This is a genomic window from Curvibacter sp. EU05-FHT14A10, from assembly GCF_058791075.1.
The window spans coordinates 356,922-375,810 of the sequence record NZ_JBYTDE010000006.1 but is presented as its reverse complement, the minus strand read 5'-3'; the positions used below and the strand labels follow the sequence as shown (position 1 = coordinate 375,810).

The window sequence follows — 18,889 nt, the reverse complement described above, 5'->3', positions numbered from 1 at the left end:
CTGCGGGGCCCGTGCTGCCAACCCCTTTCTTCTCTCCAAGGAAAACCATGAACCTGCAAGGAAAAACCATTGTCGTGACCGGCGCCGCCTCCGGCATCGGCGCCGAAGTGGCCCGCCTGGCCCGATTTCAAGGTGCCCGCGTGATCGGTGTGGACCGCCACGAACCCAGCCTGACGCTGGACGGCTTTGTGAAGGCCGATCTGAGCAGCCCGGCCACCATCGACGAGGCCGTGGCCCGGCTGCCCCAGCGCATCGATGCCCTGTGCAACATCGCCGGCGTGCCGGGCACGGCCCCGCCCGATGCAGTGGCCCGGGTCAACTACCTGGGCCTGCGCCACCTGAGCACACAGTTGCTGGAGCGCCTGCCCGCCGGCGGGGCCATCGTCAATGTGGCGTCCATCCTGGGGGCCGAATGGCCGCAGCGCCTGGCGGCCCACAAGGCGCTGGCCGCCACGGCCGGCTTTGAAGCCGGCGCGCAATGGCTGGCCGAGCACCCGGTGCCCGCCGAGACCTGCTACCAGTACTTCAAGGAAGCCCTGATCGTGTGGAACGCGGTGCAGTCGCAGCCCTGGTTTCTGCAGCACGGCGTGCGCATGAACTGCGTGGCACCGGGCCCGGTGTTCACGCCCATCCTGGGCGACTTCGTGGCCATGCTGGGTGAGGAGCGGGTGCAGCGCGATGCGCACCGCATGGCCCGCCCTGCCTATGCCGACGAGGTGGCCAGCGTCATCACCTGGCTGTGCAGCGACGCGGCCCGCTGGGTCAGCGGGGTGAATCTGCCGGTGGATGGGGGCCTGGCATCGACCTACCTCTGACCGCACGCCCCCAGCCCGGGTGACGTGCCGCTCGAACGGCACGCCCTTGATTCCAACCCATGAGGAGACAAACCATGACCCGACAAGCCTACCTGCCGAGGCCGCGCGCCCTGGCCCTGGCCAGTGCCCTGTGTTGCGCCCTGTCTGCGCAGGCCATCGAGCTCAAGTCAGACGACCCCGACACCCGCATCCGGCTCGATTTCACACCCAAGTACAGCACGGCCTATCGGCTGCAGAACCCCTCGGCCCTGCTCACCTCGCCCGCCGCCCGCGGTGACGGCGGCGTGGTCAACGAGAACGCTGGCGACCTGAACTTCAAAAAGGGCATCGTGAGCAGCCGCTTCGACCTGCTGACCGAGTTCGACTACAGCCGTGGCAACTGGGGCCTGCGCATCAGCGACGCGGCCTGGAACGACTCGCGCTTCCTGGGCAACACCGGCACCAACACCGCGGCCGGCGTGAACCCCGCCGTGAGCAGCAGCGTGGGCAAGAACAACCAACTGCTGGATGCCTTCGTCTACCTCAAGGGCTCGCTGGGCGAGCGCCCGGCCACGCTGCGCGTGGGCAAGCACTCGGTTCAGTATGGCGAGACGCTGTTCTTCGGCCAGAACGGCATCGCCGGCGCCCAGGGCCCGATCGACATCGGCAAGATCCTGTCGGTGCCCAACTGGCAGTTCAAGGAGGTGCTGCTGCCGGTCGAGCAGGTGTCGGGCACCGTGAGCCTGAGCGACCAGCTGACCCTGGGCGCCTACTACCAGTGGAAATGGCGGCCCAGCCTGATCCCGGGTGTGGGCAGCTACTTCTCCAACCAGAACTACATCGGGGGCGGGCCGGTGTACTTCGGGGCGCCGCTGCCTCCGGTGCTCAACACCGACAACAGCAAGAACCAGACGCCGGGCAACAGTGGCCAGTTCGGGGCCCAGCTGCGCTGGTCGCCTGAGGGCAGCGCCTTTGAATACGGCTTCTATGCCGCGCGCTACCACGACAAGACCCCGGCAGTGCCGGTGTTCGACCTGATCAATGGCAATGTGCACAACACCTACGCCAAGGGCATCGAGACCCTGGGCGCCAGCGTCACCTCGTCCATCGGCCAGCTCAACTGGGCGCTGGAGGCTTCATGGCGGCACAACGCCCCGCTGGCCAGCGACCCCGCCGTGCTGGGCGGCGCGCCTTTCATGCCCAGCAGCCAGTGCAGCGGCGACGCGGCCAACCCCTGCCATGCCACAGGCAACACCGCCCACCTGAACCTGTCGGGCATCTACGTGCTCGGCAAATCGGCCTGGTGGGACGGCGGTGCCCTGCTGGGTGAAGTGGCCTGGAACCGCACACTCAGCGTGCTCAACAACCCCAGCGCCCGCGGCTTCGGCGGCCTGGACCCGAACACCACGCGCGACGCGGCCGCCCTGCGCATGATCTTCGAACCCCAGTACTACCAGGTGCGACCGGGCCTGGACCTGTCGTTCCCGGTGGGGCTGGGCTACAACTTTGCCGGTCGCTCCTCGGCGGTGATCAATTTTGCCGGCGGCGGCAGCCAAGTCGGCGACCTGAGCCTCGGGGTCAAGGCCAAGTTCCAGGACGGCTGGAACCTGTCGCTGAACCTGATGACGTATTTCGGCTCGGCCAACACCCTGACCGTGCCCGACCCACTGGGCACCCGGATGCTGTCATTTGGCCAGACGCTGCGCGATCGCAGCTACCTCGCCTTCAGCGCCTCGCGCACGTTCTGAACACCCGACGGAGACACCCCATGAGCATTCAACAAGGCCCCATTGGCGCCATCACTTCCACCCTGCTGGTCAGCCTGCTGTTGGCCAACCCTGCCGCCCAGGCCGCTGTCGGCGCCGACGAGGCCGCCCAACTCAAAGGCCGGCTCACGCCGCTGGGCGCCGAGAAGGCCGGCAACAAGGACAACAGCATTCCGGCCTGGACCGGCGGCCTGACCCAGGCCCCGGCGGGCTACAAGAATGGCGCGCCGCGGCCCGACCCCTTTGCCGCAGAAAAGCCCCTGCTCACCATCAACGCCAAGAACATGGCGGCCCATGCGGAACGCCTGAGCGATGGCGTGCAGGCCCTGATGAAGAAATACCCCGACTTCAGCATCGAGGTCTACCCCAGCCACCGCACGGCGGCGGCACCGCAATGGGTTTACGACAACACCTTGCGCAACGCCACCCGGGCCAAGACCATCGAAGGCGGCTACGGCGTCGAGGGGGCCTACGGGGGCATCCCCTTCCCCATTCCCAAGGACGGCTACGAAGCCACCTGGAACCAGCGCCTGGCCTGGCGTGGCGGCAACTTCAGCATGCCCATGCGCGTCTGGGTGGTGACGGGCGACGGCCAGCGCAGCATGGCCTCGGGCGGGGTGCAGACAATCCGCCAGGCCTACTACGACCCGGCCGGCAGCCTGGAGAAGTTCGATGGCTACTACCAGTACGGCAAGCTGGTGGTGGACGCCCCGGGCTCCAAGGCGGGCGAGGCCATCCTGGCGCTGGACGGCGTGTCCGATGCCGCCCCGCGCGGGCTGTGGCAGTACCTGGTGGGGCAGCGGCGGGTGCGCAAGGCCCCATCGGTGGCCTACGACACGCCCGACTCGGTCACCTCGGGCATCGGCCTGTTCGATGAGGCCTTCACCCTGTTCGGCCCCATCGACAAGCACGAGCTCAAGCTGGTGGGCAAGAAAGAGCTGTACATCCCCTACAACAACAACCGCGCCGCCAGCGCCAAGGTCGAGGACCTGGTCACCCCGCACACGCTGAACCCGGCCCAGGTGCGCTGGGAGCTACACCGCGTGTGGGAGGTGGAGGCCACGCTGGCCAGCGGCAAGCGCCATGTGATCCCCAAGCGCCGCTACTACCTGGACGAGGACAGCTGGCAGATCGTGCTGTTCGACGGCTGGGATGCCAAGGGCCAGCTGTGGCACACCAATTACTCGCTGATGCTGACCGCGCCCGACATCCCGGCCGTGACCAACGTGGTGATGTGGGGCGGCTATGACCTGCAGACCGGGGCCTACTACCTGAACATGTCGTCCAACGAGCTGCCGCGCCAGTACGAGGTGAAGCCCACCATCCCGCGTTCGTTCTTCAGCCCCGAGGCCCTGTCCAACGAGGGGGCACGATGACACGGCAGGGCATGCAGAACCACCCCCTTCTGTGGCGTCGGCGCAGCGCACTGCTGGGCCTGGCGGGCTTGACTGGATTGGGTGGCCTGGGCAGCCGGGCTGCCCCGGCCACACCAGGCCCCACCCTGCCGGCTGTACTGGACCAGCCGGCCGTGATCAGCCCCAAGGCCCAGGGCGCGGCCATGCTGGCCGTGACCCGGGTGGGAAGCCGCCTGATTGCAGTGGGCGAACGCGGCATCGTGCTGCTGTCCGACGACCATGGCCAGCAATGGCGGCAGGCCCAAGTGCCGGTGCAATGCACCCTCACCTGCGTGTGTTTTGCCAGTGCCCACCTGGGGTGGGCGGCCGGCCACGCCGGCGTGATCCTGCACACCGCGGACGGCGGCGAACACTGGCAGCGCCAGTTCGATGGCCAGGCCGCGGCCCAGGCCCAGTTGGGCGTCGCACAGGCCTCGGGCCTGGAGGGGGCGGTGAACGATGCGCGCCAGGCCGTGGCCGAAGGGGCCGACAAGCCCTTCTTCGACCTGGCATTTCTGGACCCGCAGCACGGGTTTGCCGTGGGCGCATACAACATGTTTTTCAGCACCGACGACGGCGGACGCCACTGGGTCAGCCAGGGCCTGCGCCTGCCCAACCCCGGCAAGCTGCACCTGTACGGGCTGCAGGCGCTTGGCAGCACCTTGGTCGCCGTGGGCGAGCAAGGCCTGGTGCTGCGTGGCGAGGCCCTCGGCCACCAGGCCTTCGAGGCCGTGCCGGCGCCTTACAAGGGCAGCTTCTTCGGCCTGCTGCGCAACACCGACCAGCGCCTGGTGGCCTATGGCCTGCGCGGCTCGGCCTACCAATCGGCGGACGGGGGCCGGTTTTGGCAACGTCTGGACAGCGGGCTGAGCACCACCCTGGGGGCCGGCGTGGCGCTGGACGCTGGCCGCTTCATGGTGGGCAGCCAGGCCGGCGAGTTGCGGCTGGGCCTGGGCACCGAAGCCGCCCTGAAGGCCGCACCCAGCGAGCCCCTGCCGTTGACGGGCCTGGCCTTGGCGGCCGACGGCTCGCTGGTCGCCTCCAGCCTGCGTGGCATGCGCCGCCTGGGCGTGCCACGCTACAGCTGAGCTGGGCCCCCTCTCCATTCACCGATCTCCCTGCACCGCCACGGCGGTGCCCTGACCCATGCACACCGACACCTCTTCAGATCCCCATCCCGTGGCCGCAAGGCTGGAAGATTTCGACACCCGGTCCGGCTCCTGGCTGGAGCGCAGTGTCTTCAACCACCGGCCCTGGGTGCTGGGGCTGTGCCTGCTGCTGACCCTGCTGCTGGGCTGGCAGGCACTGCGCCTGCCCCTGAACGCCAGCTTCGAAAAGACCATCCCGACCTCGCACCCCTATATCGCCAACTACCTGGCGCATCGGGCCGACCTGGCCGGTCAGGGCAACACCTTGCGACTGGTACTGGAAGCACGCCAGGGCACGATCTTTGACAAAGACTACCTGGACGCCCTGCAGAAGATCAACGACGAGGTGTTCCTGATCCCCGGCGTGGACCGCCCTTTCATGAAGTCGCTGTGGACCTCCAACACGCGCTGGGTGGCGGTGACCGAGGAGGGCCTGGACGGCGGGCCGGTGATCCCGGACAGCTATGACGGCAGTCCCGCCAGCCTGGCCGAACTGCGCGCCAATGTGGAGCGCTCGGGTGAGATCGGGCAACTGGTAGCGACGGACTTCCGCTCCAGCAGTGTGCTGATCCCCCTGCTGGAGCGCCACCCCGAGACCGGCGCGCCGCTGGACTACGGCGCCCTTTCGCGCGAGCTGGAGGCCCTGCGCGAGCGGCACAACAACGAGCACCTGCAGGTGCGCATCACCGGTTTCGCGAAGGTGGTGGGCGATCTGATCGAGGGCCTGTACCAGGTGCTGGCCTTCTTCGTGCTGGCCTTGCTGATCTGCAGCGGCATTTTGTTGGCCTACACGCGCTGCCTGCGCAGCACCGCACTGGTGGTGGCCTGCTCCGTGGTGGCGGTGGTGTGGCAATTTGGACTGCTGACCTTGCTGGGCTATGCGCTCGACCCCTACTCGGTGCTGGTGCCTTTTTTGGTCTTTGCCATCGGCATGAGCCACGGGGCACAGAAAATGAACGGCATCATGCAGGACATCGGGCGCGGCACCCACCGCGAGGTGGCGGCACGCTACACATTCCGGCGCCTGTTCATGGCTGGCATGACCGCCCTGTTGTGCGATGCCGTGGGCTTTGCCGTGCTGATGCTCATCCGCATCGAGGTGATCCAGGACCTGGCCGTGATCGCCAGCCTGGGCGTGGCGGTGCTGATTTTCACCAACCTGGTCCTGCTGCCGGTGCTGCTGTCCTACACCGGCGTGGCGCCAGCGGCCGCGGCCCGTAGCCTGCGACAGGATAGCGGCCCAGGCCAAGGTCTGTGGGCCCTGCTGGCCCGCTTCACCGAACCCCGATGGGCCTTGGGCACGCTGATGGTGGCGGCCATGCTGGCAGGCGCTGGGACCCTGGTGAGCCGTGAGCTGAAGATCGGCGACCTGGACCCCGGCGCCTCGGAGCTGCGACCCGAGTCGCGCTACAACCGGGACAACGCCTACCTGATCGGCCACTACGGCGCCAGCACCGACATCCTGACCGTGATGGCCATCACCCCGCCCGACCGGTGCACCACTTACGCGGCCCTGGCACCGATGGACGCGCTGGCCTGGCAGCTCGAACAGTTGCCGGGCGTTGAAGCCACCCAGTCGATGGCGGGCCTGTCACGCATGGCCATGGTGGGCTACAACGAGGGCAACTTCAAATGGCTGGACCTGCTGGCCAACGACGGCGCCCTGGGCGGCGTGCAGACGCGCGCACCGCGCGAGCTGTTCAATCAGAGCTGCTCCTTTCTGGCCCTGTACGTGTACCTCAAGGACCACAAGGCCGACACCCTGGGGCGGGTGGTGAAGGCGGTCGAAACCTATGCAGCGGCCCACAACAACGAGGCCATCCGCTTCGAGCTGGCCGCGGGCAGTGCCGGCATTGCAGCCGCTACCAACATCGTGGTGGAGCAGGCCAACCGGCAGATGCTGATGTGGGTGTATGCCGCGGTGATCGCCCTGTGCTGGATCACCTTCCGCTCGTGGCGCGCGGTGGTGGTGGCGGTGCTGCCGCTGGTCCTGACCTCGGTGCTGTGCGAAGCCCTGATGGTAGGGCTGGGCATCGGCGTGAAGGTGGCCACCCTGCCGGTGATCGCGCTGGGCGTTGGCATTGGCGTGGACTACGCGCTGTATGTGCTCAGCATCATCCTGGCACGGCAACGCCAGGGCGACAGCCTGGCCATGGCCTACCGCCACGCCCTGCAGTTCACCGGCCGGGTCGTGATGCTGACCGGCATCACCCTGGCCTTGGCCGTGGGCACCTGGGTGCTTTCGCCCATCAAGTTCCAGGCCGACATGGGGCTGCTGCTGGCCTTCATGTTCCTTTGGAACATGGTCGGCGCCCTGACCCTGCTGCCAGCACTGAGCCATTTTCTGTTACGCCCCGCCCCACCGTTGCCAAACCGACACGACACGACGGCCCCCTCGCTCGCCTTGACCGACTGACCCCACAGGAGACATCCCATGAACCTTGCCGCCCATGAACCCCTTGCCCAAGCCCCCCTGGAGCCCGGCTTCGCCGCCTTTTTGCAGCAGGCCGCCACCTCAGGCGCCCCGCCCATCGAAAGCTTGTCGCCAGCCCAGGCACGCCAGATGTATCGGCAGATCAGTGCCGAACTGAGCCAGGCCCCACCGGCCGTGGCCTTGGTGCGCGACCAGTTCATCGCCGGCCCCGCCAGCATGCTGACGCTGAGGGTGTACTCCCCTCCCAGCCAAGGCCCCTGGCCCACGCTGCTGTACGTGCATGGTGGCGGCTTTCTGATGGGCGATCTGGATACCCACGACGCGGTGTGCCGGACCCTGTGCCAGATGGCCAACACCCTGGTGGTGGCGGTGGACTACCGATTGGCGCCGGAGCACCCCTTCCCGGCCGCACCCGATGATGTGGAGGCAACCGTGCGCTGGCTGCTGGTCCATGCCGACTCGCTGGGCGGCCAGCCCGGCTCGCTGGCCCTGGCCGGCGACAGCGCAGGGGCCCAGCTGGCCCTGGTGGCGGCTCGCCGCCTGCGAGGCCAGGGCATCCAGGCCCTGTGCCTGATCTACCCCGTGGCCGCTCACCCCGACACACAGAGCGCCTCGCAGCACGAACACGGGCAAGGCAAATTCCTCACCCGCCCGGCCATGGACTGGTTCAACCAGGCCTACCTCGGCAGCGACCCGGCGCGCCGCGGCCACCCCGAAGTGGACCTGCTCGGCTCCACCGGCTTCGAAGGCCTGCCCGCCACCTGGCTGGCCACCCTGGGCCACGACCCTCTGTGCGACGAGGGCGTGGCCCTGGCCAGCCACCTGCGCCGGGCCGGCGTGCCGGTGCACCACCAGCACTACCCAGGCGCCATCCATGCCTGCCTGCACTTCACGCGGCTGTCGCCCACGGGTTGGCAATTGATGGCCGATCTGGCGCAGTGGTTGAGGGAGCGTCAGGACACTCAGGACTGAATGCAGAAGCTGGATCCACCGGATCCACCCGGTGGGCCCGCCTGCCGGAGCCTCCGAGCGCGTTGGCTATCCATCCATGGCAGAACTTCAGATCAGGGCCGTTCCGGGGCCCGCCTTTGACGAACAATTCTTGCGTCAGATCAAGTCTGACGAATCGTCAAAGGACACAACATGTGGAACATCGCCAGGCAGAGTTTTGGCTTCGTGCTGACCTTCAAGGGGAGCATCGAGGTGACTGAAATGGGTCAGTGGGTCGCCGCGGCCCAACGTGAGTTGTCGAACCCTTTGCCCCCAGGCTGGGGTGTGGTCGTGGACATGCGTGAGTTGCTGCCGTTGCGTCAGGACGCGCAGGCCAAGTTGATTGAAGGTCAGAAACTGTTCAAACAACAGGGCATGACCCGCTCATCGGTGGCGCTGAAAGATGCCGTCACGACAATGCAGTTCCGCCGCCTGGCGCGCACCAGCGGCATCGATGCCTGGGAGCGCTACATCGATACGAGCGCCCTCCCGCAATGGCAGACCGCCGCAAAGCAATGGGTGGTTGCTGGCATCGAGCCCGGTGGGCGCTGAATTCGCCCGCGCGCCCGACCGGAACAGGCGCCTCAACGGGGCCGCGACATCTGGAAGCGGGCCGCTGGCGTGATTTCAAAATAGTCCGCGGGGCCGCCTCCCCGGAGAATGGGGCGGGCCGCTGTGGTGTCGTAGTGGCCATCGCTCAAAAGGCTTGAATCGATGTGCACATGAACCACTTCGCCCGTCACCATCCAGGTATTCAAGACGGTGCCTTGCAGATCCGTCAATTGGCGCACCTCCAGCACCCGGCACTCCAGCGCCACCGGACTTTCAGCCACCCATGGGGCCTGGACCGTGCTGCCCGGCGACGGCGTGAGGCCGGTCAACTGGAACTCGTCCTGATCGAGCGCCTGCTCGGTGCTGCTGGCGTTCAATTGAACGGCCAGATCGCGGGTCGCCAGATTGCAGACGAACTCACCGGTGTCGACCACATTCCGGACCGTGTCTTTGTAGCCGACGCTCGAAAAGGCCACGATGGGTGGCCGGTAATTGAAGACGTTGAAGAAGCTGTAGGGCGCCAGGTTGATGCGCCCCTGCAGGCTGCGCGTCGACAACCAGGCAATGGGCCGGGGGCCCAGGATGGCGGGCAGCGGATCGTGGGCCAGGCCATGGCCTTCGCCGGGTCGGTAGCTGTGTCGGGGACGGTCTTGGGTGGGGGTCATGAGGGGAACAGGGCTTGGAGGGCACCACTTGAAAAGCACAAGCCCCGAAGTCTGGCACCCAGGCCGCCCGCCGTGGCCGGCGGTGGCGGGATTCCTGCGCCACGCGGACAGCACGACGCTGGTTTTGGCCAGGCCAGGCACGCCCGCCACTGAGCGATGCTGGCCTATTCGGCGGGGCCGTAGCGGTCGATCAGCTCGCGCAAGGCCGCCTTGAGGGCCTCCGACTTGCGCGGCCCCAACGAGGCCAGCACCATCTTCTCGTGGATTTCAGCCTGGGTCAGCAAACCGGACACCAGTTGCCGGCCACTGGCCGTGACCCGCACCAGCGTGACGCGGCCGTCCGAGGGATCGGGTATCCGCTCGACATGCCCTTGGGCTTCCATGCGGTCCAGCAGCCGGGTCACCGTCGGTTGCTTGCTCAGGGTTTTCTGGGCCAAGCGTCCGATACCGATCGGCCCGCTGCCGACCAGGGTCGAAAGCACACGCCACTCCAACACCGAAAGCCCCTGGGCTTGCACCACGGCATGGAACTCGGACGAGACCATGTGCCAGGCCTGGCCCAAGAGGGCAGGCAGATAGTGATCGACAAAGGCTTCCGACTCGGGCATGGACGGCTGATCAAACACGGTGGCGATCGGAATGACCGCCACACCGTGAGGAGAACAAACGTCTGATTCTAGGGCCAAGCCTCCCCCCTTCACGGCATCCCGCCCCGCATCGGACAGCTCAGTAACGACCGCTGAGCAGCGATCCATGGCCAGGCACCTCGGTGCTCAAACCCAGGCGCTTGAGCATCAGGTAGCTTGTCGCCACCGAAGACGACAGCACCGGCACGCCGATGCGGTCCTCGATGGGCTGGATCGAGGCCAGGGAGGGCATCTGAACGCAGGCCGAGGCCACCACCGCATCGACGCCACGGGTGTTGAGTTGGCGGGTGATCTCGATCGGCGCACGCGGGTCTTGCCGCCCGACCTCCAGGTTGTCGGAGATCTCCAACGACAGGCTGTCGACCACCTCGATGCCTTCGTGCTCGATGTAGTCGACCACCAGCCGGGTCAGCGGCTTCATGTATGGGGTGAGGATGGACACCTTGCGGGCGCCGAGGGCTTTCAGCCCGTCCACCAGGGCCCCGGCGCTGGTGACCACAGGGGCCGGGCCGCCGTTGTCCACCGTGCACTGGTGCAGCCGCGCCTCGGACACCCGGTGATAGCCCAGCCCCATGCTCATGATGGCCACCAGGCAGGCATAGCCGAGCACATCCACCCGGGCATCGGAGAGCTCCAGGGCACAGCGGTCGCTGTCGCCGTCCATGGCGGCCAGTTCCTCCTGGGTGACATGCTTCATGCGCATGCGGCTGGAGTGGAAGGTGAACCGTTCCGGGCACAGGGCCTCCCGCGCGCGCAGGATGGCCGGGATCTCGGTCTCCATGGTGGTGTTCGAGCTGGGCACGATCTGCCCGATGCGGAATTGGCGGGGGGTACTCATGGACAGGCTTCCGTGGGGGCGTCGTTGGAAAGGTTGTCTTCGACGGGGGCAGGCGGCACCACCCCATCGTCAAAGCGGGCCGCCTGCAGGGGGCGGCGGTTCACCCGCAGGTCAAACACATCGAATCGGTTGTAGTGGCCGGTGATGTCGTGCATCTGGCGCGGCTGGATGCAGCGGCCCAGATCGATGTCGGCATAGGCAATGCCTTCCACATCGATCAGAGGTTCGCCGATCACCCGTCCATCCGGGCCCAGGAAGCCCGAGAAGGCGCTGTTGCGGCGGGCGAGCAGCTCGCGGGCCTTGGGGTTGAGGGGCTCCATGGCCTGGATGATCTCCTCGGACACGGTGGAGCATGAGACCACCGTGAACAGCTTGCCTTCAAAACAGTGGGCCGCGGCCCGCACCTTGATGGCTTCGGCCATGTCGTAATCACGCGGGGCCACCGGCAGCGAGATGTAGCTGGCGACATGCACCAGCTCCCCCTGGGCCAGCAGAGCGAAGCGGGCCAGCGTGTTGGTGTTCTCGCCACAGGCCAAAGAGCCCAGCGGCCCGATGGCGGTGCCGTGCACCCGCAGCGCCGAGGCATCCCCCGGGGCCCAGGTCAGCTTCTCGGCCCAGGTGGGCACCAGCTTGCGATGGCGCCCAAGGATGCGGCCATCTTCACCCAGGGTGACCAGCGTGTTGTAGATCGTGCCCACGCTGTGGCTGGCGCGCTCATTCACGCCGATCACCACATGGATGCGATGGCGGGCGGCGGCGTTGGCGATCTTGCGGATCTCAGGCCCCGGAATCTCGATGGCCGAGCGGGCCAGCTTCTCAAACCAGGGGCTGCCATCGATGGGGTTGGCAATCCAGCTCCAGTAGGGATAGCCGGCCACAAAGACCTCGGGAAACGCCACCAGGCGCGCACCGTGGCCTGCGGCCTCGGCGATCAGGCCACAGACCTTGTCCACGGTGGCCTCGGTGTCCAGGAAGACGGGCGAGGCCTGTACCGTCGCCGCCTTGAATCGGGGTAGTTCAAGCATGGAAGCTCCTTGCGTTGTCGGGGGTTCAGTCGCGGCCGGCACGGGGATCGTTGCCGACGGCCACCACGGGATGGCGGAGTGCACCGATCTTCTCGACCTGGGCCTCGATCACGTCACCAGGCCACACCCACTCCTGGGGGCTGCGGCCGGCGCCCACCCCTTCGGGCGTGCCGGTGGCAATGATGTCGCCGGGCTCCAGCGTGATGCCGGCGCTGATGTCGGCGATCAGGGTGTCCACGGCGAACAACATGTGCCGGGTGTTCGAGCTCTGCTTGGTCACGCCATTGACCTGCAGGCTGAGGTCCAGCACCTGCGGGTCCGGGATTTCATCGGCGGTCACGATGACGGGCCCGAAAGGCGCATAGGTGTCCTGCCCCTTGGAATAGATCCATTGGCCCGCACGCCGGTTGTCCCGGGCGCTCATGTCGATCATCAGGCTGTAGCCGAACACGTGGCGCAAGGCCTCCTCCTGGCGGACCCCCTTGGCACGCGTCCCGATGACCACGGCCAATTCCACCTCCCAGTCGAGCTGGCGGGTGATGGCGGCGTTGTGCTCGATCGCATCGCCGGGCCCGATCACGGTGGTCGGCGGCTTGGAGAAGATCACGGGCTGCTTGGGCAGCTCCTTGGCCGTGTCCAGGGTGCGGCTGGACTCGGCCACGTGCTCGACGTAGTTCAGGCCGATGCCGAAGATGTTCTTGCGCGGACGGGGGATGGGCGCCAGCAGCTTCACATTCGCCAGCGGCTGGGCCACCCCCAGCGGCCAGCGACCCTTGAAGTCTTGCAGCAAAGCGGTGGTGGTGCGCACGGCGCAGGGGCCGAGATCGATGAAAGCCAGCATGTCCGAGGGCAGCGCGTGACCGGCATGGCTGCCCAGCCTCTGCAGATCGATGACCAGGTCATCCACAAGGGCGCCCAGACGGGCGGCGGCCAGGACATCAGCACGGTAGGTAACAAGTTTCATGGCAGGGGTTCTCCGGAAAGAGGTTGTCGAATGGGGTGGGCGACCTGATCGCGATCAGGTCGAGTGGACGATGGGCTGGCGGCCATCACGCTCGCCATAGGCTTCTTCGCGATACAGCCCGAGCTTTTCCATCACGGGCAGGTCGCTGAAGCAGAACAGGCAGGCGTCTTCGCTGACGCTGGCGTTGACGTGTTCGTGCCAGGCCCAGGACGGAACGCAGAAGATGTCGCGCTCTTGCCAGTCGAAGCGCTGGCCGTTGATGATCGAATGGCCCTGGCCCTTGGCCACCTGGTAGAGAAAGCTGCCGGTGTGGCGGTGCGCCTGGCCCACAAAGCCGGGTTCGAGGCGCTGCATGCTGGCCCCGATCGTGGCCATCACGTGCCCGCCCGAGACCGGGTTGGTGTAGTGCATCAGGTGGCCATCGAACGGACTGCCGGCCGCCGCTTTGGCGTAGCGGCACAAGGCATCGTAGGTGGGCTCCCACTGGTACTTGAACAGCGGTGAATAGGGCTTGTTCCAGCCTGTGTTGTGAGGGCGCAGCGCAGGGGCTCCCCAGATACCCACCGAGTCGTCGACCGGATGGCCGACCGCCTGGCGCAGGTCCGGGTGCACGGCATAGAAGCCGGCCTCCAGGGCATTGACCAGGGGGATGTCCAGACCGTCCTGCCAGATGCAGGTCAGCCCGCCCTCCTCGACGCCATGTTCGTGCCAGGTACCGTTGGGGGTGAGCACAAAGTCGTTCGCGCCCAGGGTCATCTTGTGACCGTCGACGATGGTGTAGGCGCCTCGCCCTTCCATGATGAAGCGCAGCGCCGACGAAGAGTGGGCGTGGGCCGAAGCTGCCTCGCCCGCATGCATGACCTGCAGGCCGGAATACAGCCAGCCGACCGCGGCCGACACCTCTGTGCGCCCCGGGTTGTTGAGGTAGATCACGCGCCGACCGGCCTTCTCGGGGGTGACCAGATCAACCGAGCGCAGCACATGCTCGCGCAGATCCCGGTAGCGCCAGAGCACCGGCACCGAAGCCGACTGAGGCTGCCAGGGCTCGATCTTGTTGGCCACGGTCCAGAGGGCGCCGGTTTGAAGACGCTCAAGGTCCTGGTAATAGCGCACGAGTTCGGGTGTGTCCTCCACATCCGCGCGGCCCGCGGTGCTCTCGCGGAATTGGTCATAGCTGGCATTGGCCATGGGGGTCTCCTGCTGGTTCAAACACGGTTGCGAGGGGCCGAAGCGCGTTCAAGCTGATCACGGCCCCACTGGTAGGCCCGCGGCCAGTCCACATCGGACCAGCCCTGGCGAGCGCATTCGCGCTGCAACCAGGCGGCATCGGCCAGATGAGGACGCGACAGGGCACACAGATCAGCGCGTCCCGAAGCCACGATGCTGTTGATCTGGTCGGCCTCGGTGATCGCGCCCACGGCCATGGTGGGCACCCGGGCCTCGTTGCGAACGCGGTCCGCAAACGGGGTCTGGAACATGCGGCCGTAGACCGGCTTCTGATCGGCCGACACCTCGCCTGAGGACACGTCCACCAGGTCGGCCCCGGCCTCCCTGAATCGGCGGGAGATTTCGACCGCCTCGTCCACCGTGGTGCCGCCCTGCACCCAATCGGTGGCCGAGATCCGCACGGACAGGGGCAGGTGCTGGGGCCAGACCTCACGCACCGCCGCCAACACCGCCAGCGGAAACTTGAGCCGGCCCTCCAGCGAGCCGCCATAGGCATCGGTGCGCCGATTGGTCAGGGGCGAAATGAAGGACGACAGGAGAAAGCCATGGCCCGCCTGCAGCTCCAACCAGTCGAAGCCCGACTCGGCAGCACGCCGCGTGGCCGCCACGAAGGCCTGGCAGATCGCCTGAAGCTCGGCCTCGGAGAGCGCTTGCGGCACTTGCGAAACGCCCTCCAGATACGGCACGGCACTGGCTGAGACCAGGGGCCAATTGCCCTCAAGCAAGGGGTGGTCCGCCTGCTCCCAGCCCAGCTGTGTCGAACCCCGACGGCCCGCATGATTGAGCTGGAGGCCAATCCGCGCCGTGCTTTGGGCATGCACAAAGTCAGTGATCTGCTTCCAGGCCACGGTCTGCTCGTCGTTCCACAGCCCGGTGTCGCCCGGGGTCATGCGCCCCTCGGGCAGCACAGCCGTGGCTTCGGCCAGGACCAGGCCGGCTCCGCCCAGTGCACGGCTGCCCAGGTGCACCAGGTGGAAGGGGCCGGGCACGCCTTCCTGGGCCGAATACAGCAGGGTCGGCGACACCACCACCCGGTTCGGCAACGTGAGCCCCCGCAAGGAAAACGGGGTGAGCAAGGGCGGCCGCGGTGCCACGGCCTGGGGCGCAGGCACGCCAGCGCGCTCGGCCAGCCAACGCTCATAGGCGTCGAGCCATTGCGGGTCCCGCAGGCGCAGGTTCTCGTGCGAGATGCGCTGCGAGCGGGTCAGCAGTGAATAGGTGAACTGCTCGGGCGCCATGTCCGCGTAGCGGGCCACGTTTTCGAACCACTCCGTCGAATTGCGGGCCGCGTTCTGGATCTTCAACACCTCGACACCGCGCACCGCTTCATAGTGGCTCAAGCGTTCGCGCAGTTCCCCCCCATGACGCAAGGTGTCGGCCAGCTCGATGGCGTCCTCCAGCGCCAGCTTGGTGCCTGATCCGATCGAGAAATGGGCGGTGTGAGCAGCGTCGCCCATCAAGATCACAGGCACGGGTCGGCCCCCCAGGCCCTCGGGCTCGGTCCACTTCACCCAATGCTTGCAGATCACCCGGGGGAAGCGGATCCAGATGGCCGAGCCGCGAAGATGCGATGCATTGGCCATCAAGGGTTCGCCATCCAGCCAGGGGGCAAACAGCTTCTCGCAGTAGGCGATGCCATCTTCTTGCGACATCTGGTCGATGCCCGCAGCCTGCCAGGTGGCTTGGGTGGTTTCCACAATGAAGGTGGACAGCCCGTCTTCGAAGCGATAGGCGTGGGCCTGGAACCAGCCATGCTCGGTGGGCACGAAAATGAAGGTAAAGGCGTCGAACACCTTGCGCGTTCCGAGCCAGACGAAACGACAGTTGCGCTCGTCGATATCGGGTTTGAACGTGTCGGCGTAACGTGTGCGAACCGCGCTGTTGATCCCGTCGGAGGCAATCACCAGATCGGCACCGTATTGACGAGCCAGTTCCTGATCGTCCTGCACCTGGGTCTCGAAGACCAGTTGCACGCCCACGGCCTCACAGCGGGCCTGCAGGATGTTCAGCAGCTTCTTGCGGCCAATGCCGATGAAGCCATGGCCACCGCTGCGGATGCAGCGCTCCTTGAAGTGGACGTCCACGTCATCCCAATGGCTGAACTCGACCGCGATCTGTTCCGCAGACACGGGGTCGGCACGTCGAAGGTTCTGCAAGGTGGCGTCGGAAAACACAACGCCCCAGCCAAAGGTGTCGTAGGGTCGATTGCGTTCGACCACGACCACCTCGTGGGAGGGATCCTGCAGCTTCATCAGCAGGCCGAAATAGAGGCCGGCCGGCCCGCCGCCAATACAGACGATTTTCATGGTGTCTTCCTTGCTCAGTTGGTTTTTTCGGAGGTCAGTGCCCGGCGCAACATGTCCGGGACTGGGATGGCCTGGTGCGTGACCAGCGAGGTCGTGACCAGCACCTGACGCACCTGCATGCGCAAATCGCCCTCTGTGCCGGTGCACGCCAAAGCCAGGGTGAGCGACTTTTCGCCAAGACGCTCCAGATCAAGGCTGAGGGTGACGGCGTCGCCCATCCGACTGATCGCTCGGAAATCGGCCTCCAGCCGAACGGTTGGCAGGCCCTGGCGCAGGGTGCCGATGTAGCCGGCAAAGCCGACCTCGGGCAGCAGTTGATCCACCCAGGCTTCGAGCAGATCGTTGAACATCACGAAGTACTGGGGGTAGAACACGATGCCGGCCGGGTCGCACTCCGAAAAGCGGATGCGATGCGAGCGACTGAAATGACGGGGGTTCATGCAATGGCTCCTTGCGGGGTGAGGGAATGGCGCGTCAGTCGCTCGCGCAGCTGGCGGCCGTGCTCGTCGGCCAAGGCCGCCTCGCGCAGTTCACGCAGGATCGATGGCGCCAGCGACGGGCCATGACGGTCGACCACGGCCATGAGGGTTTCGTAGTTGCGCAGGCCCCGCGCGTGGGTGTCGCTGTACCCCTTGACCAGACGCTGGCAGCGGGCTGCCTCCAGCGCCAGCGCGGGGTCGATGGCGACCAGCGCACGCAGGCGCTGCAGCCAGGCCTCGATGCGCTGGTTCTCCAGCTGAAAGCGCAGTGTCGTGCGCCGGCCCCGGCGCCAGCGCGCCAGCAGGTACAGGCTCAGAAAGCCGCCCAGCGAGCTGGTTCGAACGATGCGGCCCTCCCGCGTGAAGCGCGCCACCAGTCGGTTCAAGGCATGGGGTCGGGCCAGCCAGCGACCCAGTGCGGCCGGCAGCGTTTCACAGATTTCCTCCAGGCGCGGGTGCATGAACTCCTGGATTTCCAAGACCTGATCGGCCTTGGCATGCACCTCGTCACTGACCCGCTCAAAGCGGCTGCCGCGCGTCTTGAGATCGGCGACACGGATCACATCCTCATAAGACATCCACAAAGCCAGGTGCTTTGCCGTCTCAGCCAGCAGCAATTCATCGACCCCGGGGACCTGGGCCAGCGCCTCCATGCGATCCAGATAGAGCGCCCCGTAGGCCACGTCCTGGTAGTCGATGAGGCGCCGCAGGCCCTCCAGCGCGGTATCGGCCACGGTGCCCGGATAGCGCTGGACACGCGCCACCAGCGGCTTCAACTCGGGCTGTCGGACCTGCACGCCGGCGGCTGACCTGAGCTGGGGCTTGTCCGCCGCCAGTGGCTCCGGCGCCCCTGCCCTCGCCTGCTCCCAGCCTGCCGCAAACGCCTTCAGACTGGGCTTGACGCCGACACCGCCGCGCTCGATGGTCTTTTCGAACTGCTGTCGATTGAAAGGCAACGCTTCGGAACCACACAGGGCACCGAGCAACACGGCACTGATCACACTGCCCGTGCGCTCCGCCACGGCAGCCATGTCGAAGGCAACGAAAGAACGCGCAGCCTGGCGAGACCGCGCCAACAGCGCCTCCCCGTCAACGCGGCCATCACCCATGGCCATCTTTTCGGCCATGGAGTAGACCCGGTGGGTCGAGGTGATCAACGTGCTGCGCTCGGGCGTCACAAAGCCCCGCTGCACGGCACGCCCCGCCTCCATGAGCTCCGAGGCCATCACGATGTCCACGTCGCCGGGCATGGGCGCCTGGGCCAGCACCGGCAGACGGGCCGCCGGGACGTCGGCACCCGGGAACAATTCAACGTAGTAGATGGTCGCGCCCGTGCGCTGGGCCACGCCGGCCACCGAGGTGGTCTGGGCGAAGTAGCCGTTGGCTTCGCCCAGGTCGACGATCCAGTCGGCCAGCACACCACCGCCCTCGCCTCCCATGGCAAGAATGGCGATCTTGATCGGTTCAAGAGACATCAAAGGACTCCAATACACAACAGAAAAAACAAGCCGACCCCACCCCTCAAGGCACGGGGCGCGAAGGCAGCCCCCTGCGCAAGGCCTTGGGGCGAATTCAGAACAGCCATGGCATGCGCTCCAGCAGCTTGGTCAACGGGGAATCGGGACATCGGGAAGGGGGGAGCTGACGCCTGCCGACGCGG

General features: G+C 66.7%; 16 protein-coding genes. 7 read left to right on the top strand and 9 right to left on the bottom strand.

Features of this window, described 5'->3' with window-relative positions:
• Positions 1–47: 47 nt before the first annotated feature.
• The 7 genes from AC3WUT_RS14425 (at position 48) to AC3WUT_RS14395 (ending at position 9,078) form a co-directional block, all read left to right on the top strand.
• Positions 48–815 carry a coniferyl-alcohol dehydrogenase gene (locus tag AC3WUT_RS14425; RefSeq protein ID WP_492347764.1) on the top strand — a complete coding sequence of 256 codons (768 nt, stop codon included), beginning with the start codon at positions 48–50 and terminating at the stop codon, positions 813–815.
• A 74-nt stretch (positions 816–889) separates the two neighbouring features.
• Positions 890–2,542, top strand: coding sequence for a DUF1302 domain-containing protein (locus tag AC3WUT_RS14420; RefSeq protein ID WP_492347763.1), 1,653 nt, complete (start codon positions 890–892; stop codon positions 2,540–2,542).
• 20 nt (positions 2,543–2,562) lie between these two features.
• A complete protein-coding gene (locus AC3WUT_RS14415) occupies positions 2,563–3,936 on the top strand; it encodes a DUF1329 domain-containing protein (protein ID WP_492347762.1) in 1,374 nt (457 codons plus the stop codon).
• 11 nt (positions 3,937–3,947) lie between these two features.
• Complete coding sequence (locus AC3WUT_RS14410) at positions 3,948–5,042, top strand: YCF48-related protein (RefSeq protein ID WP_492347761.1); 1,095 nt, start codon at positions 3,948–3,950, stop codon at positions 5,040–5,042.
• Positions 5,043–5,100: 58 nt separating this feature from the next.
• Positions 5,101–7,518 carry an efflux RND transporter permease subunit gene (locus AC3WUT_RS14405; protein WP_492347760.1) on the top strand — a complete coding sequence of 806 codons (2,418 nt, stop codon included), beginning with the start codon at positions 5,101–5,103 and terminating at the stop codon, positions 7,516–7,518.
• Positions 7,519–7,536: 18 nt separating this feature from the next.
• On the top strand, positions 7,537–8,508 hold the full coding sequence (locus tag AC3WUT_RS14400; protein WP_492347759.1) for an alpha/beta hydrolase: 972 nt from the start codon (positions 7,537–7,539) through the stop codon (positions 8,506–8,508).
• 171 nt (positions 8,509–8,679) lie between these two features.
• The gene (locus AC3WUT_RS14395) at positions 8,680–9,078 is read left to right on the top strand and encodes a hypothetical protein (RefSeq protein WP_492347758.1); all 399 of its coding nucleotides are present in this window, start codon (positions 8,680–8,682) and stop codon (positions 9,076–9,078) included.
• Positions 9,079–9,110: 32 nt separating this feature from the next.
• Here AC3WUT_RS14395 and AC3WUT_RS14390 read toward each other — a convergent pair whose 3' ends face one another.
• From AC3WUT_RS14390 to AC3WUT_RS14350, 9 genes are all read right to left on the bottom strand, one after another.
• Positions 9,111–9,743: a flavin reductase family protein gene (locus tag AC3WUT_RS14390; RefSeq protein WP_492347757.1), complete on the bottom strand. Its 633-nt coding sequence runs from the start codon at positions 9,741–9,743 to the stop codon at positions 9,111–9,113.
• Between the two features lie 164 nt (positions 9,744–9,907).
• Positions 9,908–10,351 (bottom strand): MarR family winged helix-turn-helix transcriptional regulator, encoded by a 444-nt coding sequence (locus tag AC3WUT_RS14385; RefSeq protein WP_492347756.1) that lies wholly within the window; start codon positions 10,349–10,351, stop codon positions 9,908–9,910.
• Between the two features lie 118 nt (positions 10,352–10,469).
• Positions 10,470–11,228 (bottom strand): maleate cis-trans isomerase family protein, encoded by a 759-nt coding sequence (locus tag AC3WUT_RS14380; RefSeq protein ID WP_492347755.1) that lies wholly within the window; start codon positions 11,226–11,228, stop codon positions 10,470–10,472.
• On the bottom strand, positions 11,225–12,253 hold the full coding sequence (locus AC3WUT_RS14375; protein WP_492347754.1) for a carbon-nitrogen hydrolase family protein: 1,029 nt from the start codon (positions 12,251–12,253) through the stop codon (positions 11,225–11,227). The genes AC3WUT_RS14380 and AC3WUT_RS14375 overlap by 4 nt, the downstream gene beginning before the upstream one ends.
• Before the next feature lie 25 nt (positions 12,254–12,278).
• Positions 12,279–13,217, bottom strand: a complete 939-nt coding sequence (locus tag AC3WUT_RS14370; RefSeq protein WP_492347753.1) for a fumarylacetoacetate hydrolase family protein — start codon at positions 13,215–13,217, stop codon at positions 12,279–12,281.
• Between the two features lie 54 nt (positions 13,218–13,271).
• Positions 13,272–14,405: a cupin domain-containing protein gene (locus tag AC3WUT_RS14365; protein WP_492347752.1), complete on the bottom strand. Its 1,134-nt coding sequence runs from the start codon at positions 14,403–14,405 to the stop codon at positions 13,272–13,274.
• A 17-nt stretch (positions 14,406–14,422) separates the two neighbouring features.
• Positions 14,423–16,750, bottom strand: coding sequence for a bifunctional salicylyl-CoA 5-hydroxylase/oxidoreductase (locus AC3WUT_RS14360; protein WP_492347751.1), 2,328 nt, complete (start codon positions 16,748–16,750; stop codon positions 14,423–14,425).
• A 14-nt stretch (positions 16,751–16,764) separates the two neighbouring features.
• Positions 16,765–17,190: an acyl-CoA thioesterase gene (locus AC3WUT_RS14355; protein ID WP_492347750.1), complete on the bottom strand. Its 426-nt coding sequence runs from the start codon at positions 17,188–17,190 to the stop codon at positions 16,765–16,767.
• On the bottom strand, positions 17,187–18,704 hold the full coding sequence (locus AC3WUT_RS14350) for an indolepyruvate oxidoreductase subunit beta family protein (RefSeq protein ID WP_492347749.1): 1,518 nt from the start codon (positions 18,702–18,704) through the stop codon (positions 17,187–17,189). The genes AC3WUT_RS14355 and AC3WUT_RS14350 overlap by 4 nt, the downstream gene beginning before the upstream one ends.
• Positions 18,705–18,889 lie beyond the last annotated feature (185 nt).